Below are 21880 nucleotides of genomic sequence, written 5' to 3'. Positions count from 1 at the left end.
GCGGCGTCCGGGTACCGAGAGACCGAGACGACAGTCGACGAGGAGACGCGAAGCAAGTGGCTTCCACCAGTGATTTCAAGAACGGACTCGTTCTCAACATCGAGAACCAGTTGTGGTCCATCATCGAGTTCCAGCACGTCAAGCCTGGTAAGGGACCGGCCTTCGTGCGCACCAAGCTCAAGAACGTCACGTCGGGCAAGGTCGTCGACAAGACCTTCAACGCGGGCGTCAAGGTCGAGACCGCGACGGTCGACCGACGCGACATGACGTACCTCTACCACGACGGTTCGGACTACGTCTTCATGGACGGCGACACCTTCGACCAGATCTCCGTCGCCGAGGCGACCATCGGCGAGGTCTCGCGCTTCCTGCTCGAGAACATGAAGGTGCAGGTGGCGATGCACGAGGGTCTCCCGCTGTACGTCGAGTTGCCGGTCACGGTCGAGCTGATCGTCCAGCACACCGATCCGGGTCTGCAGGGCGACCGCTCCACCGGTGGCACCAAGCCGGCGACCCTCGAGACGGGTGCCGAGATCAACGTGCCGCTCTTCATCAACACCGGCGACAAGCTCAAGGTGGACTCCCGCGACGGCAACTACCTCGGGCGCGTGAATTCCTGAGTGAGCGAGCCTTCCAAGAACCCTGCCGCACCGGGCAAGCCGGCGGCGAAGAAGCTCGGAGCACGGCACAAGGCGCGTAAGCGTGCCGTCGACTTCCTCTTCGAGGCCGAGGCTCGGGATCTCGATCCCGTGGTGCTCGCGACCGAGCGCGGCGAGCTGTCCGCTCACGAGGAGACGGTGGCGCCGGTCAACGCGTACACCACGACTCTCGTGACCGGAGTGGCCGAGAACCTCGACCGCGTCGACTCGGTCATCGGGGATCACCTGCACCAGTGGACTCTCGATCGTCTCCCCGCCGTCGACCGCGCGATCCTGCGCGTCGCGGTGTGGGAACTGCTCAACGCGGTCGACGTCCCGCCGGTGGTGGCCGTCGACGAGGCGGTCGAGCTGGCCAAGCAACTCTCCACCGACGACTCGCCGTCCTTCGTCAACGGGGTGCTGGGCCAGATCGTGCTCGTCGCACCCCAGGTGCGCGCCGCCGCGGCGGCGCGTCCGGCGGCGCAGAGCCGGCCCGTGACGGAGAACACCGCCGACGACGCCGTACCGCCCGCCTCGAGCTGAGTTCGAGCCCGGCGTGGTTGGTATAGTCACCGCGTCAGACATCCTTTAACGATCCGTCCAGTGAGGCGGAGAAGGAGGTCACCTGTTCTCGTGTCCTCAGACGAGCCCGGTACCCCCGGTCCAGCAGGCCAGTCCCGCGAGCTGTTGTCGTCGGCGGACGTCGGCCGCACCATCGCCCGGATGGCCCACCAGATCATCGAGAAGACCGCATTCGGCTCGGCCGACGCCGCTCCGCTGGTTCTCGTGGGTATCCCCACTCGCGGTTCCACTCTCGCCACGCGCCTCGCGGACCGGATCGAGGAGTACTCCGGACTCCGCCCGCCGGTCGGTTCTCTCGACATCACGCTCTACCGCGACGATCTGCGCAGCAAGCCCCATCGCGCGCTCGAGCGCACCTCGATGCCCGACACCGGTGTGGACGGCGCTCTCGTCGTGATCGTCGACGACGTGCTGTTCTCCGGCCGATCGGTGCGCGCCGCGCTCGACGCTCTCCGCGATCTCGGGCGTCCGCGGGCCGTGCAGCTCGCGGTGCTCATCGACCGCGGCCACCGCGAACTCCCACTCCGCGCGGACTACGTGGGCAAGAACGTGCCGACCGCGCGCACCGAGGACGTCTCGGTGCTGCTCGACGAGCACGACGGTCGAGACGGGGTGGAGCTCTCGTGAGTGCCCGGCACCTGCTGTCGACGATGGACCTGAGCCGCGACGACGCCACCGACATCCTGGACGAGGCGGAGCGCTTCGAGCAGGCGCTGCTCGGCCGTGACGTGCGCAAACTCCCCACCCTGCGCGGCAAGACGGTCATGACCGTCTTCTACGAGAACTCGACGCGCACCCGGGTGTCGTTCGAGGTCGCGGGCAAGTGGATGAGCGCGGACGTCGTCAACGTCAGCGCGAGCAGCTCCTCCGCGTCGAAGGGCGAGTCGCTGCGCGACACCGCCCTCACGCTGCGAGCGGCCGGCGCGGACGCCCTGATCGTGCGGCACCCCGCGTCCGGTGCGGCGCACCGCATCGCCCAGTGGACGGCCCTGTCCGACGGCTCGGGTCCGGCCGTGATCAACGCCGGGGACGGCACGCACGAGCATCCCACCCAGGCGCTGCTCGACGCGCTGACGCTGCGCCAGCGTCTCGGCGGAATCGAGGGCCGCCGCATCGCCATCGTCGGTGACGTCCTGCACAGCCGCGTCGCCCGGTCCAACGCGTTCCTGCTGGCCACGCTCGGTGCCGAGGTGGTGGTCGTCGCGCCGCGCACGCTGCTGCCGGTCGGCATCGAGACGTGGCCCGTCACCGTGGCACCGTCGCTCGACTCCGAGCTGCCGGCGCTCGACGCCGTCATGATGCTGCGCGTCCAGGCCGAACGCATGAACGGTGGCTTCTTCCCGTCGGCGCGGGAGTACTCCATCGGATACGGGTTGTCGCAGAAGCGGTTCGATCTGCTCCCCGACCACGCGGTGGTGCTGCACCCCGGTCCGATGCTCCGCGGCATGGAGATCGGCTTCTCGGTCGCCGACGCCCCCGAGACCGCCGTCCTGCAACAAGTCCAGAATGGAGTGCACGTGCGTATGGCAGTGCTGTTCCGCCTGCTCATCGGGTCCGAGCCGACACCGGGACTCGCGCGATGAGCGGGACCGTGGTGCTGCGCTCGGTGCGCCCCTACGGCGAGGGTGATCCCGTGGACGTGGTGGTGTCGGGCGGTGTCATCGACGCGATCGGCGCGGACGTCACCGTTCCCGACGGTGCCGAGATCGTGGACGGTGCCGGTGGCGTTCTGTTGCCCGGCTTCGTCGATCTGCACACCCATGTCCGGGAGCCGGGACGCGAGGACACCGAGACCATCGAGACCGGTTCCGCCGCAGCAGCTCTCGGCGGATACACCGCCGTCTTCGCGATGGCGAACACCTCTCCGGTCGCGGACTCCGTGGTGGTCACCGACCACGTGTGGCGTCGCGGCCAGGAAATCGGGCTGGTCGACGTCCACCCCGTCGGCGCCGTCACCGTGGGCCTGCAGGGCAAAGCCCTGGCGGAGATGGCCACCATGAACGCCGGTGTCGGTGCGGTCCGGATGTTCTCGGACGACGGTCACTGCGTCGCCGACCCACTGCTGATGCGCCGTGCCCTCGAGTACGCGGCCGGCCTGGGAGTGCTCATCGCTCAGCACGCCGAGGAGCCGCGGCTCACCGAAGGTGCCGTCGCCCACGAGGGTCCGACCGCGGCGCGCTTGGGTCTCACCGGATGGCCCCGGTCCGCGGAGGAGTCCATCGTCGCCCGCGACGCGATCCTCGCGCGGGACGCGCGCAGCCGCGTCCACATCTGCCACGCCTCCACCGCCGGCACCGTGGAGCTCCTCGACTGGGCGAAGAAGCAGGGCATCGCCATCACGGCCGAGGTGACACCGCACCATCTGTTCCTGGACGACTCGCGTCTCGAGACCTACGACGCCGTGAACAAAGTGAACCCGCCGCTGCGGGAGGCCTCCGACGTCCAGGCACTCCGCGCGGCGTTGGCCTCGGGTGTCGTGGACTGCGTGGCCACCGATCACGCGCCACACGCCGAGCAGGACAAGTGCTGCGAGTTCTCGCAGGCCCGGCCCGGCATGCTCGGTCTCGAGACCGCCCTGTCGGTGATCGTCACGACCATGGTGGAGACCGGTCTGCTCGACTGGCGCGGCGTCGCACGGGTCATGAGCGAGCGACCGGCGGAGATCGTCGGGCTCACCGACCAGGGTCGGCCCATCGCGGTCGGAGAGCCCGCCAACCTGACGATCGTCGACCCGGACGTCCGGTGGACCGTCGTCCCGAAGGATCTGGCCTCGCTGTCCGCCAACACCCCGTACGAGTCGCTCGAGCTGCCCGCGAAGGTCACCGCGACGCTGCTGCGCGGACGGATCACCAGCCGCGACGGAGTCGCGGCCGCGCCATCGGGAGGGATGAACTAGATGGACAGAGTGCTGTTGGTGGTCGGCTTCCTCGTGTTCTGGGTCGCCATGATCGGCCTGATCATCTGGGGCTGGAAGAACCGTCAGAAGCGTCAGGCCGACGCGATCGGAACCCTCCCGGCCGTGCCGGAGCAGCTCGGCGCCGTCGTCACCCCGGCCTGCACAGGTCTGTACGTGGGATCGACGTTGGCCCCGAGCTGGCAGAACCGGATCGCCGTGGGCGACATGGGCCATCGCGCCACCGGAACGCTGACGCGCTATGAGACGGGCATCCTGCTCGAGCGCACGGGGGAGTCCGACATCTGGATGCCCGCCGACTCGCTCCGCGCCGTGCGGACCGAGCGTGGCCTCGCCGGCAAGGTCATGACCAGGGACGGCCTGCTGGTCGTCCGCTGGGAACTGCCCACCGGCACCGAGATCGACACCGGCTTCCGAGCCGACGACAAGACGGTCTACCCGCAGTGGGTGGACGACACGAGCAGTGACGAGAAGGAGACCGCGTGAGCACCCAGGACGCCGCGGCACTGGTCCTCGAGGACGGGCGCATCTTCCGTGGCACCGCGTTCGGAGCCCGGGGTTCGACCCTGGGCGAGGCGGTGTTCTGCACCGGCATGACCGGCTACCAGGAGACGCTGACCGATCCGAGCTACCACCGCCAGATCGTGGTGGCCACGGCCCCGCAGATCGGCAACACCGGCTGGAACGGTGAGGACAACGAGTCCGTCGGACGCACCGGCGACGCCGACGACTCCCGTATGTGGGTCGCCGGGTTCGCTGTCCGCGACCCCAGCCGCCGCAGCTCGAGCTGGCGCTCGACCGGCACCCTGGGCGAGGAGATGGCGCGGCAGGACGTCGTCGGCATCGCCGAGATCGACACCCGCGCGCTGGTGCGGCACCTGCGCACCCGCGGGTCGATGAAGGCCGGCATCTTCTCCGGCGAGGCCCTCACCGACGTCGACGCGCTGATCGAGACCGTGCGCGGCCAGCCGAGCATGGTGGGTGCGGATCTGGCGGGCGAGGTGAGCACGACCGAGGGTTACACGGTCGACCCCGAGGGCGAGCCCCGGTACTCCGTCGTCGCGGTCGACCTCGGCATCAAGTCGAACACGCCACGCATGTTCGCGCAGAGGGGAATCCGGGTCCACGTGGTCCCCGCGAACGCCGACATCGACCAGGTGCGGGCACTCGGCGCGGACGGCGTGTTCCTGTCCAACGGACCGGGCGACCCGGCCACCGCAGACTCGGTGGTGCGGCTGACCGAGCAGGTGCTCGGCGACGGCACCCCGCTGTTCGGCATCTGCTTCGGCAACCAGATCCTCGGCCGCGCACTCGGCCGCTCCACCTACAAGATGACCTTCGGTCACCGGGGCATGAACATCCCGGTGATCGAACACGGCACGGGCCGCGTCTCCATCACGGCCCAGAACCACGGGTTCGCGCTCGAGGGCGAGGCCGGCGAGGAGTTCGACACCCCGTTCGGCCGGGCGATCGTCAGCCACACGTGCGCGAACGACGGCACCGTCGAAGGTGTCCGCCTGCTCGACGACTCGGCGTTCTCGGTGCAGTACCACCCCGAGGCCGCGGCCGGTCCGCACGACGCCGAGTACCTCTTCGACCGTTTCCTGCAGCTCCTCGACAAGAAAGCCGGCCAGTAATGCCACGGCGCACAGACCTCCAGCACATCCTGGTCATCGGATCCGGACCGATCGTCATCGGTCAGGCCTGCGAGTTCGACTACTCCGGAACGCAGGCCTGCCGTGTGCTCCGCGAGGAGGGCCTGCGGGTCAGCCTCGTGAACTCGAACCCGGCGACGATCATGACGGACCCCGAGTTCGCGGACTCCACCTACGTCGAACCCATCACGGCGGAGTTCGTCGAGAAGGTCATCGCGAAGGAGAAGGCCGAGGGCCATCCCATCGATGCGGTGCTCGCCACGCTCGGCGGCCAGACAGCGCTCAACTGCGCGGTGGCGCTGCACGAGCAGGGGATCCTCGAGAAGTACGACGTCGAGCTCATCGGAGCCGACTTCGAGGCGATCCAGCGCGGTGAGGATCGCCAGAAGTTCAAGGACATCGTCGCGAAGGTCGGCGGCGAGAGTGCCCGGTCGCGTGTCTGTTACACGATGGCCGAGGTGCACGACACCGTTGCCGAACTCGGCCTGCCCGTCGTCATCCGGCCCAGCTTCACCATGGGCGGGCTCGGCTCCGGCATGGCGTACACGACCGAGGATCTCGAGCGTCTCGCCGGCGGCGGACTGGCCGCGTCGCCGTCCGCCAACGTGCTCATCGAGGAGTCCATCTACGGGTGGAAGGAGTACGAGCTCGAGCTGATGCGCGACAACCGCGACAACGTGGTGATCGTGTGTTCGATCGAGAACGTCGACCCGATGGGTGTGCACACGGGCGACTCCATGACGGTCGCTCCGGCGATGACGCTCACCGACCGCGAGTACCAGAAGATGCGCGATCTGGGCATCGCCATCCTCCGCGAGGTCGGCGTCGACACGGGCGGATGCAACATCCAGTTCGCGATCGATCCGAAGGACGGTCGTCTGATCGTCATCGAGATGAACCCGCGCGTCTCGCGGTCGAGTGCACTCGCCTCGAAGGCGACGGGATTCCCGATCGCCAAGATCGCGGCGAAGCTCGCGGTGGGGTACAGCCTCGACGAGATCGTCAACGACATCACGGGCGAGACACCGGCCTGTTTCGAGCCGACGTTGGACTACGTCGTCGTCAAGGCGCCGCGCTTCGCGTTCGAGAAGTTCCCGGGGGCCGACGCCACCCTCACGACGACGATGAAGTCGGTCGGCGAGGCGATGAGCCTGGGCCGCAACTTCACCGAGGCGCTCGGCAAGGTGCTGCGGTCGCTTGAGACCAAGGCCACCGGATTCTGGACCACGTCGGACGAGGTGCTGGCGGGGGACCGGGCGCACGATCTGCAGGCGGTGCTCGCCGACCTGAAGGTTCCCACCGAGGGACGCATCTACGACGCCGAGTTGGCGCTGCGCCTCGGCGGCACCGTCGAGGAGGTCGCCGCCGCGTCCGGTATCGACCCGTGGTTCATCGACGAGATCGCCGGACTGGTGGAACTGCGGACCCGGCTGCTCGACGCTCCCGTCCTCGACGAGAACCTGCTGCGTCGGGCGAAGCACTCGGGCCTGTCCGATCGGCAGATCGCGGCACTGCGTCCCGAGCTCGCGGGCGAGGACGGGGTGCGCTCGCTGCGCCACCGGCTGGGAGTGCGGCCCGTCTTCAAGACCGTCGACACGTGCGCCGCGGAGTTCGAGGCGAAGACGCCGTACCACTACTCCACGTACGAGCTCGATCCCGGCGCGGAGACCGAGGTGGCCCCGCAGACCACGCTCGGCAAGGTGCTCATCCTGGGCTCCGGTCCCAACCGCATCGGCCAGGGCATCGAGTTCGACTACTCGTGCGTGCACGCGGCCACGACGCTCTCGGCCGCCGGCTACGAGACCGTGATGGTGAACTGCAACCCCGAGACCGTCTCCACCGACTACGACACGGCGGATCGTCTGTACTTCGAGCCGCTCACGTTCGAGGACGTGCTCGAGGTGTACCTGGCGGAGAAGGAGTCGGGCGAGGGCGGACCCGGTGTCGTCGGTGTCCTCTGCCAGCTCGGTGGGCAGACGCCGCTCGGTCTCGCGCAGCGACTGCAGGACGCCGGTGTGCCGATCGTCGGCACGTCGCCCGAGGCGATCGACCTGGCGGAGGACCGCAAGGAGTTCGGTGAGGTGCTCGTCGCCGCCGGTCTGCCCGCGCCGAAGTTCGGCACGGCCACCACGTTCGACGGCGCGAAGCGCATCGCGAGCGAGATCGGCTACCCCGTGCTCGTGCGTCCGTCGTACGTGCTGGGCGGACGCGGCATGGAGATCGTCTACGACGAGGCGTCGCTGGACGACTACATCTCCCGCGCCACCGAGCTCACGCCGGAGCACCCCGTGCTGGTGGACCGGTTCCTCGAGGACGCGATCGAGATCGACGTCGACGCCCTGTGCGACGGCACCGAGGTCTACCTCGGCGGCGTCATGGAGCACATCGAGGAGGCCGGCATCCACTCCGGCGACTCCGCGTGCGCGCTGCCCCCGATCACGCTCGGCCGCACCGACATCGACGCGGTCCGCCGGTCGACGGAGGCGCTCGCGTTCGGGATCGGGGTCCGCGGGCTGCTCAACGTGCAGTACGCCCTCAAGGACGACGTGCTCTACGTGCTCGAGGCCAACCCTCGTGCGAGCCGCACGGTGCCCTTCGTCTCCAAGGCCACGGCGGTGCCGCTCGCGAAGGCCGCGGCCCGGATCGCTCTGGGCGCGACCATCGCGGAGTTGCGGGCGGACGGCGTGTTGCCGCCCACCGGTGACGGCGGGCACGCTGCCTTCGATGCACCGGTCGCGGTCAAGGAGGCCGTGCTGCCCTTCAACCGGTTCCGCAAGGCGGACGGCAGTGGCGTCGACACCCTCCTGAGCCCCGAGATGAAGTCGACCGGCGAGGTCATGGGAATCGACGCGGACTTCGGTACCGCGTTCGCGAAGAGCCAGACCGCCGCGTACGGCTCGCTGCCGACGACGGGGTCGATCTTCGTGTCCATCGCGAACCGCGACAAGCGGTCGATGGTGTTCCCGGTCAAGCGGCTCGCCGATCTGGGCTTCCGCATCCTCGCGACCGAGGGAACGGCGGAGATGCTGCGCCGCAACGGCATCAGCAGCGACGTGGTGCGCAAGCACTCCGACGTGCTCGAGGACGGCGAGCGGACCATCGTGGACCTGATCCGCGAGGGGGAGGTCGACATGGTGTTCAACACACCGTTCGGCAACTCCGGCCCGCGGGTCGACGGGTACGAGATCCGCAGCGCCGCGGTGGCGCGCAACATCCCGTGCATCACCACCGTGCAGGGTGCCGCGGCCGCGGTGCAGGGGATCGAGGCGAGCATCCGCGGCGACATCGGGGTGCAGTCGCTCCAGGATCTGCACAGCTCGCTCACGACGTACCTGCGAGCGGGCACCGGGCCGACGGCCACGACCGACCCGGTCACCCCTCGGTGACGGGAAGTCCGGAGGCCGGGGTGTGGCGCAGGAAGCTGACCACGGCGGTCCGGTCGCGGGGACGCCTGTGTGTCGGCATCGATCCGCACTCCGGGATCCTCGCGTCGTGGGGCCTCGACGACACCGTGGCGGGCCTCGACCGCTTCGCGCGGCTCTGCGTCGAGGCGTTCGCGTCGGACATCGGGGTGGTCAAGCCGCAGGTGGCGTTCTTCGAGCGCTTCGGGTCCGGTGGACTCGCCGTGCTCGAGCGGACCATCGCCGATCTGCGTGCGGCGGGCGTGCTCGTCGTCGCGGACGCGAAGCGTGGGGACATCGGGTCCACGTCCGAGGCGTACGCCCGGGCGTGGCTGGACCCGTCCTCACCACTCGCCTCGGACGCCGTGACGGTTTCGCCCTACCTCGGGGTGGGTGCGCTGACGCCGTTCGTCGAGCAGGCGACTGAGCACGGTTGCGGCCTGTTCGTGCTCGCACGCACGTCGAATCCCGAGGGCGCGGCGCTGCAGCAGGCGGTCACCGCCACCGGTGCGAGCGTCGCGCAGGCCGTGGTCGACGAGGCCGCGGCGGTCAACACGCGGGCGAATGACGACGTCATGGGTCTCGTGGTGGGTGCGACACGCGGACACGGGCTCGATCTGCGGACGTTCTCGGGGCCGATCCTCGCGCCCGGACTCGGCGCCCAGGGTGCCACCGCGCAGGACCTGCCCTCCCTGTTCCAGGGTTCGTCAGAGTTGTTGCTGCCCAACTCTTCCCGCGACGTCCTGCGACACGGTCCGGACGTGGCCGCTCTACGGGAGGCGGCGATCGTCGCTCGCGACACCGTCGAGCACGCCCTCGCATAGACCACCATCGCGGCGACACGGCGGCGGGGGGCAAGTTCGCAATCGGCGCCCTGCCCGGGTACGGTCGCTATCGCCGCTGGTCAATCCGGTGGCAGTGACTGGATGTACCAGAACGGCCGGCTCGCGCACATCGCGTGACGCGGGTACGGAATGCACTTCTCGACAGAGATTCACCGATGAGACGGAGGAACCGTGGCCCTTCCCCAGTTGACCGATGAGCAGCGCGCTGCTGCCTTGGAGAAGGCGGCACAAGCTCGTCGTGTCCGGGCTGAGCTCAAGGAACGCCTCAAGCGCGGCGGAACCGACCTCAAGCAGGTCCTCAAGGACGCCGAAGAGGACGAAATCCTCGGCAAGATGAAGGTGTCCGCACTGCTCGAGGCTCTGCCCAAGGTCGGCAAGGTCAAGGCTCAGGAGATCATGACCGAGCTGGAGATCGCACCCACCCGCCGCCTGCGCGGACTGGGCGATCGTCAGCGCAAGGCGCTTCTCGCCAGGTTCGACTTCGAGGCCTGACAGCGACGTGTCGACCGACAACGAGTCGACGGCAGTGTCGAGCGAGGACTCCTCGCTCAGGAAGGGCCGGCTGGTGGTACTGGCCGGCCCTTCCGCCGTCGGTAAGTCCAGTGTGGTCGCGAAGGTGCGTCAGCAGCTTCCCGATCTGTACTTCAGCGTGTCGGCGACGACGCGCGATCCCCGCCCCGGCGAGGTGCACGGACAGGACTACCGGTTCGTGGACGCCGCGGAGTTCGATCGCATGATCGAGGCCGGTGATCTCCTCGAATGGGCGGAGATCCACCGCGGCCTGCACCGCAGCGGTACGCCCGCCGAGCCCGTGCGTCGCGCGCTCGCCGCCGGTGAGCCGGTTCTCCTCGAGGTGGATCTACAGGGTGCGCGCGCGGTCCGTGCCGCCGCCCCGGAGGCTCTGCTCGTGTTTCTCGCGCCGCCCTCCTGGGACGTGCTGGTGGGTCGGCTCACCGGCCGCGGCACCGAACCGCAGGACGTCATCGAGCGTCGGCTCGAGACCGCGCGCGAGGAGCTGGCGGCCTCCGACGAGTTCGACACGGTCATCGTGAACGACGATGTCGACCGAGCGTGCGCGGAGTTGGTATCCTTATTGGTCGGTGGCGTCCCGAACGGTGAGTTCGGGACCGCGTGACCGCACAGGTAACACCAGTTTTCTCTTCCGAGGCATCCGCCCCGGTGAATCTTCAGGAGCATTTGTGAGTAGTCCCTTGGCGAACGTGTCCGATTCCTTCTCCCGTATCGACGTGGCGACGTACGACACCCCGCTGGGCATCACCAACCCGCCCATCGACGAGCTGCTGGACCGGACGTCGTCGAAGTACGCGCTGGTCATCTACGCCGCCAAGCGCGCGCGTCAGATCAACGACTACTACAACCAGCTCGGTGACGGCATCCTCGAGTACGTCGGCCCCCTCGTCGAACCGGGTCTGCAGGAGAAGCCGCTGTCCATCGCCATGCGCGAGATCCACGCCGACCTTCTCGAGCACGTCGAAGGCGAGTGAGTTCCCTGTCTCCTTCGGACACGACGACACGGCGTCACGTCGTGGTCGGTGTCGGGGGAGGGATCGCCGCGTACAAGGCGTGCGGGCTGATCCGCCACTTCACCGAGGCGGGTGACGACGTCCGCGTCGTCCCCACCGAGTCGGCGCTGCAGTTCGTCGGCCGGGCGACCTTCGAGGCGTTGTCGGGCAACCCGGTGCACACCGGAGTGTTCGCCGACGTGCCGGAGGTACCGCACGTCCGCCTCGGCCAGAACGCCGATCTCGTCGTCGTCGCCCCGGCCACGGCCGACCTGCTGTCGCGGGCCGCTGCCGGACGCGCCGACGACCTGTTGACGGCGACGTTGCTCACCGCGCGGTGCCCGATCGTGTTCGCGCCGGCCATGCACACCGAGATGTGGGACCACCCCGCGACCGTCGAGAACGTCGCGACGTTGCGCCGGCGCGGTGTCACGGTGATCGAGCCGGCCTCGGGTCGGCTCACCGGCAAGGACACCGGAGCGGGCCGTCTGCCCGAGCCGGACGAGATCGCCGGCATCGCCGAGCTGCTGCTCGAGCGACCCGATGCGCTGCCTCGTGACCTCGAGGGGCGGCGCGTCGTCGTCTCCGCCGGCGGCACGCGCGAGCCGTTGGACCCGGTGCGGTTCCTCGGCAACCGCAGCTCCGGCAAGCAGGGTTACGCGCTCGCGCGGGTCGCCGCCCAGCGCGGTGCCGACGTGCTGCTGATCTCCGGCTACACCAGCGACCTGTCCGCTCCTGCCGGTGTCCGCGTCGAGACGGTCCGCACCGCCGAGGACATGCGCACCGCGGTCACGGCCGCCGCCGTCGGTGCCGACGCCGTGATCATGGCCGCGGCCGTCGCCGATTTCCGGCCGACGACGCTCGCCACCAGCAAGATCAAGAAGGGTGCCGACGAGCCGGACACCATCCCGCTCACGCGCAACGCCGACATCCTGGCCGGCCTCGTCGCGGCACGCGATGCCGGCGACCTGGCCGCCGACGCCGCGATCGTCGGCTTCGCGGCCGAGACCGGCGACCAGCACGGCGACGTGCTGACGCACGCCCGCGCCAAGCTGGCACGCAAGAAGTGCGACCTCCTGGTTGTGAATGCGGTCGGTGAGGGTAAAGCATTCGAGATGGACGACAACGACGGCTGGATCCTGTCCGCGGACGGGACCGAGCTGGCGCTCGAACACGGATCGAAGGCGCTCATGTCGTCTCGTGTGATCGATGCGTTGGTGCCCCTGTTGCGCGTGCGTCAACCGTCACCGACGTCGCAGGAGTGTACGAGCGCCGACGACTCGCGGTGACCCGCAGTACTCGAGACGTCGGTGGCTCCGTCTATCGTCGACTGGCGTCTCGGGGAGCGGTTCGATCATGTCGACACATTCATGCGTGTACGAGAGGAAACATCTGTGAGCACGTCCGCCAGTCGGCTCTTCACCAGCGAGTCCGTCACCGAGGGTCATCCCGACAAGATCTGTGACGCCATCAGCGACTCCATCCTGGATGCGCTCCTGACCGACGATCCGCGCGCACGCGTCGCCGTCGAGACCCTGGTGACCACCGGGCAGGTTCACGTCGCCGGTGAGGTCAACACCACCGCGTACGCCGACATCCCGCACATCGTGCGCGAGAAGGTACTCGAGATCGGCTACGACTCGTCGGCCAAGGGCTTCGACGGCAACTCCTGTGGGGTCAACGTCGCCATCGGCGCGCAGTCGCCCGAGATCGCCCAGGGCGTCGACAACTCGCACGAGTCCCGCGTCGAGGGTCTGACCGACGACGAGATCGACCGTCAGGGTGCGGGCGACCAGGGCCTGATGTTCGGCTACGCCATCAAGGACACGCCCGAGCTCATGCCGCTGCCGATCGCACTGGCGCACCGGCTGTCGCGTCGCCTCACCGAGGTGCGCAAGACCGAGGTGCTGCCGTACCTGCGTCCCGACGGCAAGACCCAGGTCACCATCGAGTACGAGGGCAACAAGGCCGTTCGCCTCGACACCGTGGTCATCTCCACCCAGCACGCGGCCGACATCGATCTCGACAACATGCTGACCCCGGACATCCGGACCCATGTCCTCGAGGCCGTACTGGCCGAGCTCGGGCACGACTCGCTCGACACCTCGTCGGTACGCCTGCTCGTCAACCCCACCGGCAAGTTCGTCCTCGGCGGGCCGATGGGCGACGCCGGCCTGACCGGTCGCAAGATCATCGTCGACACCTACGGCGGCTGGGCCCGCCACGGCGGCGGCGCGTTCTCGGGCAAGGATCCGTCGAAGGTCGACCGCAGCGCTGCGTACGCGATGCGGTGGGTGGCCAAGAACGTCGTGGCCGCAGACCTTGCAGAACGAGTCGAGGTGCAGGTCGCCTACGCCATCGGCAAGGCCGCTCCCGTCGGTCTCTTCGTCGAGACGTTCGGATCCGAGAACGTGAATCCGCTCAAGATCCAGTCCGCCATCACCGACGTGTTCGACCTGCGTCCCGGCGCGATCATCCGTGATCTGGACCTGCTGCGTCCGATCTACGCGCCCACCGCGGCGTACGGCCACTTCGGCCGCACGGACATCGATCTGCCGTGGGAGAACACCGACCGTGCCGAGAAATTGCGGTCCGCCGCAGGTCTGTGACGTCTCGCTCCACTTCGTGATCATCGTCTGAAAGGGGTCGGTCGGTGAGTGCCACCGCGTCCGGTGTGCGCTCACCGGCCCCCACCCGGCCCATCGCCCGCGTGCTTCCCATGCTCGCGTTGTCCCACCTCGATCGCGATTTCGACTACGTCGTCCCCGCCGAACTCGATGCCGTGGCGCAACCCGGTGTGCGTGTGCGCGTCCGCTTCGCCGGGCGTCTGGTCGACGGGTTCCTGCTCGCCCGCCTCGACACCAGCGACCATCCGGGGAAGCTCGGCTTCCTCGACAAGGTGGTCTCCGCCGAGCCGGTGCTCGGCCCAGAACTGCTCGGTCTCGTCGACGCCGTCGCGACGCGCTACGCCGGCACCCGTCCGGATGTTCTACGTCTCGCGGTCCCACCCCGACACGCGCGGGTGGAGAACGAATCCCTCGCCTCCGGTGCGCAGTCGATCCCCGTCCTTCGCCGGGACGAGTGGTCCGTGTACCGGCACGGCGCCGAGTTCCTCGACGCGCTCGGCGGCGGTCGGGCGCCGCGGGCGGTCTGGCAGGCGTTGCCTGGGGAGGACTGGGCCGCCCGGCTCGCCGACCTGGCAGCCGTGGCCGTGTCGTCGGGACGGGGAGCCGTTCTCGTCGTCCCGGACCAGCGCGATCTCGATCGCGTGGACACGGCCTGCCGAGCCGTCCTCGACGACGACGCGGTGGTCGCGCTCGCCGCGGGGCTCGGTCCCGCCGAACGCTACCGACGGTGGCTCGCCGCCGCTCGTGGCCGCGCTCGCGTCGTGATCGGCACGCGCAGCGCCGTCTTCGCCCCGGTGCACGACCCGGGATTGATGGTCGTCTGGGACGACGGCGACGACTCGTTGTCGGAGCCGCGTGCGCCGTACCCCCACGCCCGTGAGGTCGCGTTGCTGCGTGCACACCGAGCCGGGTGCGCCGCCGTGGTGGGCGGGTTCTCCCGGACGGCGGAGGCACAGGCTCTGGTCGAGACGGGGTGGGCGCACGATCTCGTGGCAACACGTGACACCGTCCGCGGGCGCGTTCCACGGGTCACCGCTCTCGCGGACAGCGACCACGCGCTCGCCCGCGACCCCGGAGCGCGTGCGGCGCGACTCCCGGCGATCGCCTTCGCGGCGGCCCGAGCGTCGCTCACCGCCGGGCACCCCGTGCTGGTCCAGGTCCCGCGGCGCGGGTACGTGCCCTCCCTCGCCTGCTCCAAGTGCAGGACGCCCGCCCGGTGCCGACGGTGCCACGGACCCCTGGCGCTGCCGTCCGCGCCCGGTGCCGACGGCGCGGGCAGCCCCACGTGCAAGTGGTGCGGCACCGCCGACCCGTCGTACTCGTGCCCCACGTGCGGTTCACGAGCACTGCGCGCCGTCGTGGTCGGCGCAGGACGGACCGCCGAGGAGCTGGGCCGGGCGTTCAGCGGCGTCACAGTGCGACAGTCCGGCGGCACCTCGGTGCTCGACACGGTGCCGGCCGGCCCGGCCATCGTCGTGTCCACCGTGGGCGCCGAACCCGTCGCGGACGGCGGCTACGGTGCCGCGCTGCTGCTGGACGGGTGGGCGCTGCTGGGTCGAGCTGATCTGCGCGCCGCAGAGCAGACCCTTCGCCGCTGGATGGCCGCCGCCACCCTCGTGCGCCCGTCGGCCGAGGGCGGTGAGGTGGTCGTGGTCGCCGATTCGGGACTTCCCACCGTGCAGGCATTGGTGCGGTGGGACTCCGTCGGACACGCGCGCACCGAACTCTCCGAACGCACCGAGGTCGGGTTTCCACCCGCGGTGCACATCGCCGCCGTGGACGGCACCACCGAATCGCTGCGCGCCCTGCTGGACTCGGCGCGGCTCCCGGACGACGCCGTCACGCTGGGACCCGTGGACCTGCCACCCGGCGAGCGGCTGCCGTTCGGCAGCGAGATCGACGCCGACTCGTCCGCGCCTGTCGAGCGGATGCTGGTCCGCGTCCCGCGATCGTCCGGTGCCGCCCTCTCCCGCGCACTCGGTGAGGCACGGGCCGTGGTGGGAGCGAAGAAGACCGCGTCGGCGCTGCGAATCCAGGTCGACCCGCTCCGCATAGGGTGAACGGCGTGCGCCTCGTCTTCGCCGGTACTCCCGACCCCGCTCTCCCGTCGCTGCGGCGACTGCTCGACTCCTCCCGTCACGAGGTGGTCGGTGTGCTCACCCGACCCGACACGGTGGCCGGTCGAGGGCGCAAGGTCGTGCGATCGCCCGTTGCGATGCTGGCCGACGAGCACGGCATCCCGGTGCTGCAGCCCGCGAAGCCGTCCGACCCCGAGGCGATGGCCGCGCTCCGCGATCTGGAACCGGACTGCTGTCCCGTCGTCGCCTACGGCGCGCTGCTGCCACAGCCCGTGCTCGACATTCCGCGACACGGCTGGATCAATCTGCACTTCTCCTTGCTGCCGGCCTGGCGCGGGGCCGCGCCGGTGCAGGCCGCGATCGCCGCGGGTGACGAGGTCACCGGCGCGTCGACGTTCCTCCTCGAGCAGGGGCTGGACACCGGTCCGGTGTACGGCGTCGTGACCGAGAGGGTGCGCCCCACGGACACCGCCGGGGATCTGTTGACCCGGCTCGCGGACAGCGGGAGCCAGTTGCTCGCGTCCACCCTCGACGGGATCGACGACGGTGCACTGCAAGCGGTTCCGCAGTCGGGCGACGGCGTGTCACACGCGCCCAAGGTGACCGTGGAATCGGCCCGCATCGACTTCGGTCGCCCGGCGCACCTGATCGACCGGCACGTCCGGAGTGTGACACCGGCACCCGGAGCGTGGACCGAGATCGGCGACGTCCGCGTCAAGATCGGTCCGGTGACGATCACCGACGAGGAGCTCGAACCCGGGCGCGTCGAGGTACGGAAGAAGGCGGTCCTGGTGGGTACCGCGACGACGGCCGTGTCGCTCGGGCTCGTGCAGCCGCACGGCAAGAAGCAGATGGCAGCGACCGACTGGGCGCGCGGCGCCCGCGATGTGAACGGAGCGACTGCACGATGAGCGGTGAGCAGACACCGGGGTCCGGCGGTCCTCGTAAGCGTGGTGGGAAGGCCGGCGGGAAGGCCGGAGGCCGGCCGGCGGTGGCCGGGGGTTCGAGCAAGGCCGGTGGTCGGTCCGGGAATTCGCGTCCGAAGCAGCCGGGTCGCCCGAATCCCGCCGAGGCGGGGTCGGACCCCGCACGGATCGCGGCACGGGACGTCCTGCGCGCGGTGCGGGAACGTGACGCGTACGCGAACCTGGTGCTTCCGGGTCTGCTCCGGGATCGCCGGTTGAACGAGCGTGATGCCGCCCTCGCGACGGAGTTGGCCTACGGCGCGGCCCGCGCGCAGGGGGTGCTGGACGCGGTCGTCGAGCATGCGGCCTCGCGTCCGGTGTCGGACATCGACGGTCGACTGCTGGACGTCATCCGGCTCGGTGCGTACCAGTTGCTGCGCACGCGGGTGGCTCCGCACGCGGCGGTGGCGACGTCGGTCGACCTGGTGCGCAGCGAGGCCGGGCAGGGGCAGGCAGGGTTCGTCAACGCCGTGTTGCGCCGGGTCTCCGAGCGCACGGAAGCAGAGTGGATCGAGTTGCTGGCTCCCGACGCGGAGCGAGATCCGGTGGGTCACTCGGCGTTCCGGCACGCACATCCCGCCTGGATCGCACAGGCGTTCAACGACGCGTTGGGAGCGGATGCTGCGGAGCTGGACGAGGCGCTCGCCGCCGATGACGCCCGCCCACTGGTGCACCTGGTGGCGCGGCCCGGCGAGATCTCGGCGGACGAGCTCGCGTCGATCACCGGCGGTGAGCCCGGACCGTGGTCGCCCTATGCGGTGCATCTGGACAGTGGCGGCGATCCGGGTCGTCTCGACGCTGTGCGTGAGGGGCTGGCCGGCGTCCAGGACGAGGGCAGTCAGCTGGTCGCTCGGGCTCTGACGCTCGCGGAGCTCGACGGGCCGGACGGAGGTCGGTGGCTGGATCTGTGCGCCGGTCCCGGCGGCAAGGCTGCGCTGCTCGGCGCCATCGCGGCGATCGACGGTGCGACGGTCGATGCCGTGGAACCGTCCGAGCATCGAGCCGAGCTGGTGCGCAAGACGGTGCGCGATCTCCCGGTCACCGTGCACGCGGTGGACGGTCGCGCGAGCGGACTGGACGCGGGATACGACCGCGTCCTCGTCGACGCACCCTGCACCGGTCTGGGCGCACTCCGTCGTCGACCCGAGGCGCGGTGGCGTCGTCAGGCGAGCGACGTGGCGGGTCTGGTGACGTTGCAACGCGAGTTGCTCGCGGCAGCAGTAGAGCTGGTGCGGCCGGGCGGAGTCGTCGTCTACTCGACGTGTTCGCCGCATCTGTCCGAGACGGTCGGCGTCGTGGCCGATGCGGTCCGACGTCACGGTCTGACCGCGCTCGACACCGCGACGCTCGCGCCCGGCGTGCCGCGGGCGGCCTCGGGAACGTCTGTGCAGCTGTGGCCGCACCGGCACGGAACGGACGCGATGTTCTTCGCCGCGCTGCGCAAGGATGCCTCCTGACCGCGCTCGTTACCGGTCGGCAACGACTCGCGGGTACAACAGGAACGTGACTCCGCGACTCCTTCGACACCGCACGGCCGGGGCAGCGGTGGCCGCCCTCGCCTCGGTCGCGGTGCTGGGTGGCTGCTCGCTGTCCCCGTCGGTGACGGCAGGGACGGCCTCGGCGAGGACCGCCGACGCGGAGCGGGTGGTCGCGGCAGAGTCGGAGTGGAGCGCGGTCCGCGTGTCGGTGATCGGCGACTCGTTCTCCGCCGGCTCCATGAACGACGTGGTCTGGCCGGACGTCCTGGCGGAGGAACACGGATTCGAGGTGACCAACGCGAGCCTGGGCGGCGCCGGCTACGAGGCGGGCGACGACTATCTCGGCACCTTCGCGGACCAGGTCGCCTATGCCACCGAGGAGAACCCGACGGTCATCCTCGTGGTCGGCAGCGAGAACGACGTCGACGCGGATCCGGCGGACGCGCTCGCCGACGCCACCGACCTGTACGCGTCGCTGCGCGAGCGCTCACCCGAGGCCCACATCGTCGTCATCGGACCGATCTGGAGCGGGGAGCCGGTGAGCGAGGACATGTGGGACGTGGACGCCGCGGTCTCCGCCGCCGCGGTGTCGGCCGGGCTGGACTACGTCGACGCGCTGCCGCAGGAGTGGCTGGCCGACCCGCTGATCATCCAGGACGACGGTGATCACCCGACCGACGAGGGTCAGTACCTCCTCGCCGGCCACATCGACGACGCTCTGATGCAGGTGGATCCGGACCTACTAGGCTGATCGCCCGTGGCCCCGACTCCGCAGCACCCGATGATCGCACCGTCCATCCTGTCCGCCGATTTCGCGCGGCTCGCCGACGAGGCCGCGGCCGTCGCGGGCAGCGACTGGCTGCACGTCGACGTGATGGACGCGCACTTCGTCCCGAATCTCACCCTGGGTCTGCCCGTGGTGGAGAGCCTGCTGAAGGCGACCGACATCCCGCTCGACTGCCACCTCATGATCGAGGACCCCGCCCGCTGGGCGCCGCCCTACGCCGAGGCCGGCGCGTACAACGTGACGTTCCACGCCGAGGCCACCGACGATCCGCGCGCCGTCGCTCGCGACATCCGGGCGGCGGGCGCGAAGGCCGGGCTGTCGGTCAAGCCCGGTACCCCGATCGAGCCGTACCTGGAGGTCCTGAAGGACTTCGACACGCTGTTGATCATGAGCGTCGAACCGGGATTCGGCGGCCAGAGCTTCATGCCGGAGGTACTGGACAAGGCTCGCGCCGTCCGCCGGCTGGTCGATTCGGGTGAACTGACGCTGGTGATCGAGATCGACGGCGGCATCAACGCCGACACCGTGGAGCAGGCCGCTGCCGCGGGCATCGACTGCTTCGTCGCGGGCTCGGCGGTGTACTCGACCAGTGACCCCGCGGGTGCCGTGCGTTCGCTGCGTGAGTCCGCCGCGAGCGCGTCGCCCCACCTGTCCGGCCGGTGACCGGGAGCCTCGACCCGATCGATGCCGCGATGCGGCGGGCGATCGAGGCATCGGTCGCGGCGCGCGGTGTCAGCACTCCCAATCCTCCCGTCGGCGCCGTCGTCCTGGACCGGGACGGGCTGGTGGTCGGAGTCGGCGCCACCGCGGCACCGGGCGGCCCCCACGCGGAGATCGCCGCGCTCGCGGAGGCGGGCGAGCGAGCGCGCGGCGGCACCGCCGTGGTGACGCTGGAGCCGTGCGACCACACGGGACGCACGGGTCCGTGCTCGCAGGCGCTGCTGCGCGCGGGTGTCGTCCGCGTCGTGCACGCGCTCGGCGATCCGAACCCGCTGGCGGCAGGCGGCGCGGAGACTCTGCGCGGTGCCGGCGTCGAGGTACGGTCCGGCGTTCTCGCCGATCTAGCCGAGGCCGGGCCGATGCGTGCCTGGCTGCATCGGCAGCGCACCGGGCGCCCGATGCTCACGTGGAAGTACGCCGCCACGCTCGACGGCCGCACCGCGGCGCCGGACGGCACCAGCCGCTGGATCACGGGGGAGACGGCTCGCGCACACGTCCACGCCGAGCGCGCGCGGATCGATGCGGTGGTGGTCGGTACCGGGACCGTGCTCGCCGACGATCCGGTGCTGACGGCGCGACTGCCCGGCGGGTCGCTCGCTGCGCACCAGCCGGTGCGCGTGGTCGTCGGGCTGCGCGACATCCCTGCCGGGTCTCGGATCCTCGACGACTCCGCCCCCACCCGCGTCGTGCGCACCCGCGACCCGTTCGCGGTGATGGAGGCCCTCACGGATCTGACCGACGTGGTGCTGGAGGGCGGATCGACGCTCACCGGAGCGTTTCTGTCGGCGGGCCTGGTCGACCGTGTCACGGCGTATCTCGCGCCTGTCGTGCTGGGCGAGGGTCCGACCGCCGTGCGGGGGACGGGTGTCGGAACAATTGCCGATGCGATGAGGTTTCGACGAGAGTCGGTGGAGACGCTGGGCGACGATCTGCTCGTCCGACTCGCTCCGCTACGGTCGTCCGACCACTGAGCCGAACAGAGATCACTGCACCAGCTGGTGCCGAGAGGATGACGAGCATGTTCACCGGAATCGTCGAGGAACTGGGCAGTGTCACCGCCAAGGAGGATCTGGCGGACGCGGCCCGCTTCACCGTGCGTGGCCCGCTGGTCACCTCCGATGCGTCGCACGGGGATTCGATCGCCGTGAACGGTGTGTGCCTCACCGTCGTCGAGGTCGCGGACGGCGCGTTCACGGCCGACGTGATGCAGGAGACACTGAACCGTTCGTCACTGCAGTCCCTGGCCGTGGGGTCACCGGTCAACCTCGAGCGTGCCGCCTCGCTCGCGTCGCGGCTCGGTGGGCATCTCGTCCAGGGCCACGTCGACGGGACCGGGGTGGTGCTCTCGCGCACCCCGTCGGACAACTGGACCGTGGTACGCATCTCGCTGCCCCGTGACATCGCGCGATACGTCGTGCACAAGGGGTCCATCACGGTCGACGGGGTGTCGCTGACGGTGTCCGCACTGGGCGGCGAGAAGGACGATCAGTACTTCGAGATCTCCCTGATTCCTACCACCCTGTCGCTCACCACACTGGGCGAGGCGGAGGCGGGAACGCAGGTCAACCTCGAGGTCGACGTGATCGCCAAGTACGTCGAGCGGTTGCAGAAGGTCGACTGAACATCGGCCCCCGCAGCGGGGGTCGTAGTCTTGAGAACACAGGATC

Annotated in this window: 21 protein-coding genes; all 21 read left to right on the top strand. The window is 69.9% G+C overall.

Annotation, left to right across the window (positions count from 1 at the left end; all coding sequences use genetic code 11):
• Positions 1–56: 56 nt before the first annotated feature.
• The 21 genes from efp (at position 57) to OG947_RS01180 (ending at position 21834) form a co-directional block, all read left to right on the top strand.
• Positions 57–620 carry an elongation factor P gene (gene efp / locus OG947_RS01280; protein ID WP_027505254.1) on the top strand — a complete coding sequence of 188 codons (564 nt, stop codon included), beginning with the start codon at positions 57–59 and terminating at the stop codon, positions 618–620.
• Positions 621–1181, top strand: a complete 561-nt coding sequence (gene nusB / locus OG947_RS01275; protein WP_051613217.1) for a transcription antitermination factor NusB — start codon at positions 621–623, stop codon at positions 1179–1181.
• Positions 1182–1271: 90 nt separating this feature from the next.
• Positions 1272–1847 carry a bifunctional pyr operon transcriptional regulator/uracil phosphoribosyltransferase PyrR gene (gene pyrR / locus OG947_RS01270; protein ID WP_056444721.1) on the top strand — a complete coding sequence of 192 codons (576 nt, stop codon included), beginning with the start codon at positions 1272–1274 and terminating at the stop codon, positions 1845–1847.
• Positions 1844–2803, top strand: a complete 960-nt coding sequence (locus tag OG947_RS01265) for an aspartate carbamoyltransferase catalytic subunit (protein WP_268788559.1) — start codon at positions 1844–1846, stop codon at positions 2801–2803. The genes pyrR and OG947_RS01265 overlap by 4 nt, the downstream gene beginning before the upstream one ends.
• Positions 2800–4116: a dihydroorotase gene (locus OG947_RS01260; RefSeq protein WP_222631043.1), complete on the top strand. Its 1317-nt coding sequence runs from the start codon at positions 2800–2802 to the stop codon at positions 4114–4116. The genes OG947_RS01265 and OG947_RS01260 overlap by 4 nt, the downstream gene beginning before the upstream one ends.
• Positions 4117–4620, top strand: coding sequence for a PH-like domain-containing protein (locus OG947_RS01255; RefSeq protein WP_027505258.1), 504 nt, complete (start codon positions 4117–4119; stop codon positions 4618–4620). It begins immediately after the preceding gene.
• A complete protein-coding gene (carA, locus tag OG947_RS01250) occupies positions 4617–5771 on the top strand; it encodes a glutamine-hydrolyzing carbamoyl-phosphate synthase small subunit (RefSeq protein ID WP_328812947.1) in 1155 nt (384 codons plus the stop codon). The genes OG947_RS01255 and carA overlap by 4 nt, the downstream gene beginning before the upstream one ends.
• Positions 5771–9175, top strand: coding sequence for a carbamoyl-phosphate synthase large subunit (carB, locus tag OG947_RS01245; RefSeq protein ID WP_051613218.1), 3405 nt, complete (start codon positions 5771–5773; stop codon positions 9173–9175). Before carA ends, carB begins: the two co-directional genes overlap by 1 nt.
• On the top strand, positions 9172–10014 hold the full coding sequence (gene pyrF / locus OG947_RS01240) for an orotidine-5'-phosphate decarboxylase (protein WP_308115426.1): 843 nt from the start codon (positions 9172–9174) through the stop codon (positions 10012–10014). The genes carB and pyrF overlap by 4 nt, the downstream gene beginning before the upstream one ends.
• A 192-nt stretch (positions 10015–10206) precedes the next feature.
• Positions 10207–10527, top strand: coding sequence for an integration host factor, actinobacterial type (gene mihF, locus OG947_RS01235; protein WP_027505261.1), 321 nt, complete (start codon positions 10207–10209; stop codon positions 10525–10527).
• Between the two features lie 73 nt (positions 10528–10600).
• The gene (gmk, locus tag OG947_RS01230) at positions 10601–11170 is read left to right on the top strand and encodes a guanylate kinase (RefSeq protein ID WP_056445214.1); all 570 of its coding nucleotides are present in this window, start codon (positions 10601–10603) and stop codon (positions 11168–11170) included.
• A 64-nt stretch (positions 11171–11234) separates the two neighbouring features.
• Complete coding sequence (gene rpoZ / locus OG947_RS01225) at positions 11235–11540, top strand: DNA-directed RNA polymerase subunit omega (protein WP_027505263.1); 306 nt, start codon at positions 11235–11237, stop codon at positions 11538–11540.
• Positions 11537–12847: a bifunctional phosphopantothenoylcysteine decarboxylase/phosphopantothenate--cysteine ligase CoaBC gene (gene coaBC, locus OG947_RS01220; RefSeq protein ID WP_056444715.1), complete on the top strand. Its 1311-nt coding sequence runs from the start codon at positions 11537–11539 to the stop codon at positions 12845–12847. The genes rpoZ and coaBC overlap by 4 nt, the downstream gene beginning before the upstream one ends.
• A 105-nt stretch (positions 12848–12952) precedes the next feature.
• Positions 12953–14167: a methionine adenosyltransferase gene (metK, locus tag OG947_RS01215; RefSeq protein ID WP_328812946.1), complete on the top strand. Its 1215-nt coding sequence runs from the start codon at positions 12953–12955 to the stop codon at positions 14165–14167.
• 110 nt (positions 14168–14277) lie between these two features.
• Positions 14278–16245 carry a primosomal protein N' gene (locus tag OG947_RS01210; protein WP_328813940.1) on the top strand — a complete coding sequence of 656 codons (1968 nt, stop codon included), beginning with the start codon at positions 14278–14280 and terminating at the stop codon, positions 16243–16245.
• A gap of 5 nt (positions 16246–16250) precedes the next feature.
• Complete coding sequence (fmt, locus tag OG947_RS01205; protein WP_027505266.1) at positions 16251–17174, top strand: methionyl-tRNA formyltransferase; 924 nt, start codon at positions 16251–16253, stop codon at positions 17172–17174.
• Complete coding sequence (locus tag OG947_RS01200) at positions 17171–18685, top strand: RsmB/NOP family class I SAM-dependent RNA methyltransferase (RefSeq protein WP_328812945.1); 1515 nt, start codon at positions 17171–17173, stop codon at positions 18683–18685. The genes fmt and OG947_RS01200 overlap by 4 nt, the downstream gene beginning before the upstream one ends.
• 46 nt (positions 18686–18731) lie before the next feature.
• The gene (locus tag OG947_RS01195; RefSeq protein ID WP_328812944.1) at positions 18732–19457 is read left to right on the top strand and encodes an SGNH/GDSL hydrolase family protein; all 726 of its coding nucleotides are present in this window, start codon (positions 18732–18734) and stop codon (positions 19455–19457) included.
• Positions 19458–19487: 30 nt separating this feature from the next.
• The gene (gene rpe, locus OG947_RS01190; protein WP_056444707.1) at positions 19488–20156 is read left to right on the top strand and encodes a ribulose-phosphate 3-epimerase; all 669 of its coding nucleotides are present in this window, start codon (positions 19488–19490) and stop codon (positions 20154–20156) included.
• Positions 20157–20185: 29 nt separating this feature from the next.
• Entirely contained in the window at positions 20186–21184 is a 999-nt protein-coding gene (ribD, locus tag OG947_RS01185; protein ID WP_328813939.1) for a bifunctional diaminohydroxyphosphoribosylaminopyrimidine deaminase/5-amino-6-(5-phosphoribosylamino)uracil reductase RibD, read from the top strand.
• A gap of 47 nt (positions 21185–21231) precedes the next feature.
• Positions 21232–21834 carry a riboflavin synthase gene (locus OG947_RS01180; RefSeq protein WP_027505271.1) on the top strand — a complete coding sequence of 201 codons (603 nt, stop codon included), beginning with the start codon at positions 21232–21234 and terminating at the stop codon, positions 21832–21834.
• The last annotated feature ends 46 nt before the right edge of the window (positions 21835–21880 follow it).

Source organism: Rhodococcus sp. NBC_00297, assembly GCF_036173065.1.
GTDB lineage: Bacteria > Actinomycetota > Actinomycetes > Mycobacteriales > Mycobacteriaceae > Rhodococcoides.
Note: the sequence above shows the minus strand (reverse complement) of the source record. Positions and strands in the feature narration are given on the sequence as shown.

Coding starts and splice junctions, on each gene's coding strand:
- OG947_RS01200 (WP_328812945.1), top strand. CDS start 17,171: ATGAGCGGTGAGCAGACACCGGGGTCCGGCGGTCCTCGTAAGCGTGGT.
- OG947_RS01180 (WP_027505271.1), top strand. CDS start 21,232: ATGTTCACCGGAATCGTCGAGGAACTGGGCAGTGTCACCGCCAAGGAG.
- OG947_RS01255 (WP_027505258.1), top strand. CDS start 4,117: ATGGACAGAGTGCTGTTGGTGGTCGGCTTCCTCGTGTTCTGGGTCGCC.
- rpe (WP_056444707.1), top strand. CDS start 19,488: ATGATCGCACCGTCCATCCTGTCCGCCGATTTCGCGCGGCTCGCCGAC.
- ribD (WP_328813939.1), top strand. CDS start 20,186: ATGCGGCGGGCGATCGAGGCATCGGTCGCGGCGCGCGGTGTCAGCACT.
- carB (WP_051613218.1), top strand. CDS start 5,771: ATGCCACGGCGCACAGACCTCCAGCACATCCTGGTCATCGGATCCGGA.
- OG947_RS01260 (WP_222631043.1), top strand. CDS start 2,800: ATGAGCGGGACCGTGGTGCTGCGCTCGGTGCGCCCCTACGGCGAGGGT.
- OG947_RS01210 (WP_328813940.1), top strand. CDS start 14,278: ATGCTCGCGTTGTCCCACCTCGATCGCGATTTCGACTACGTCGTCCCC.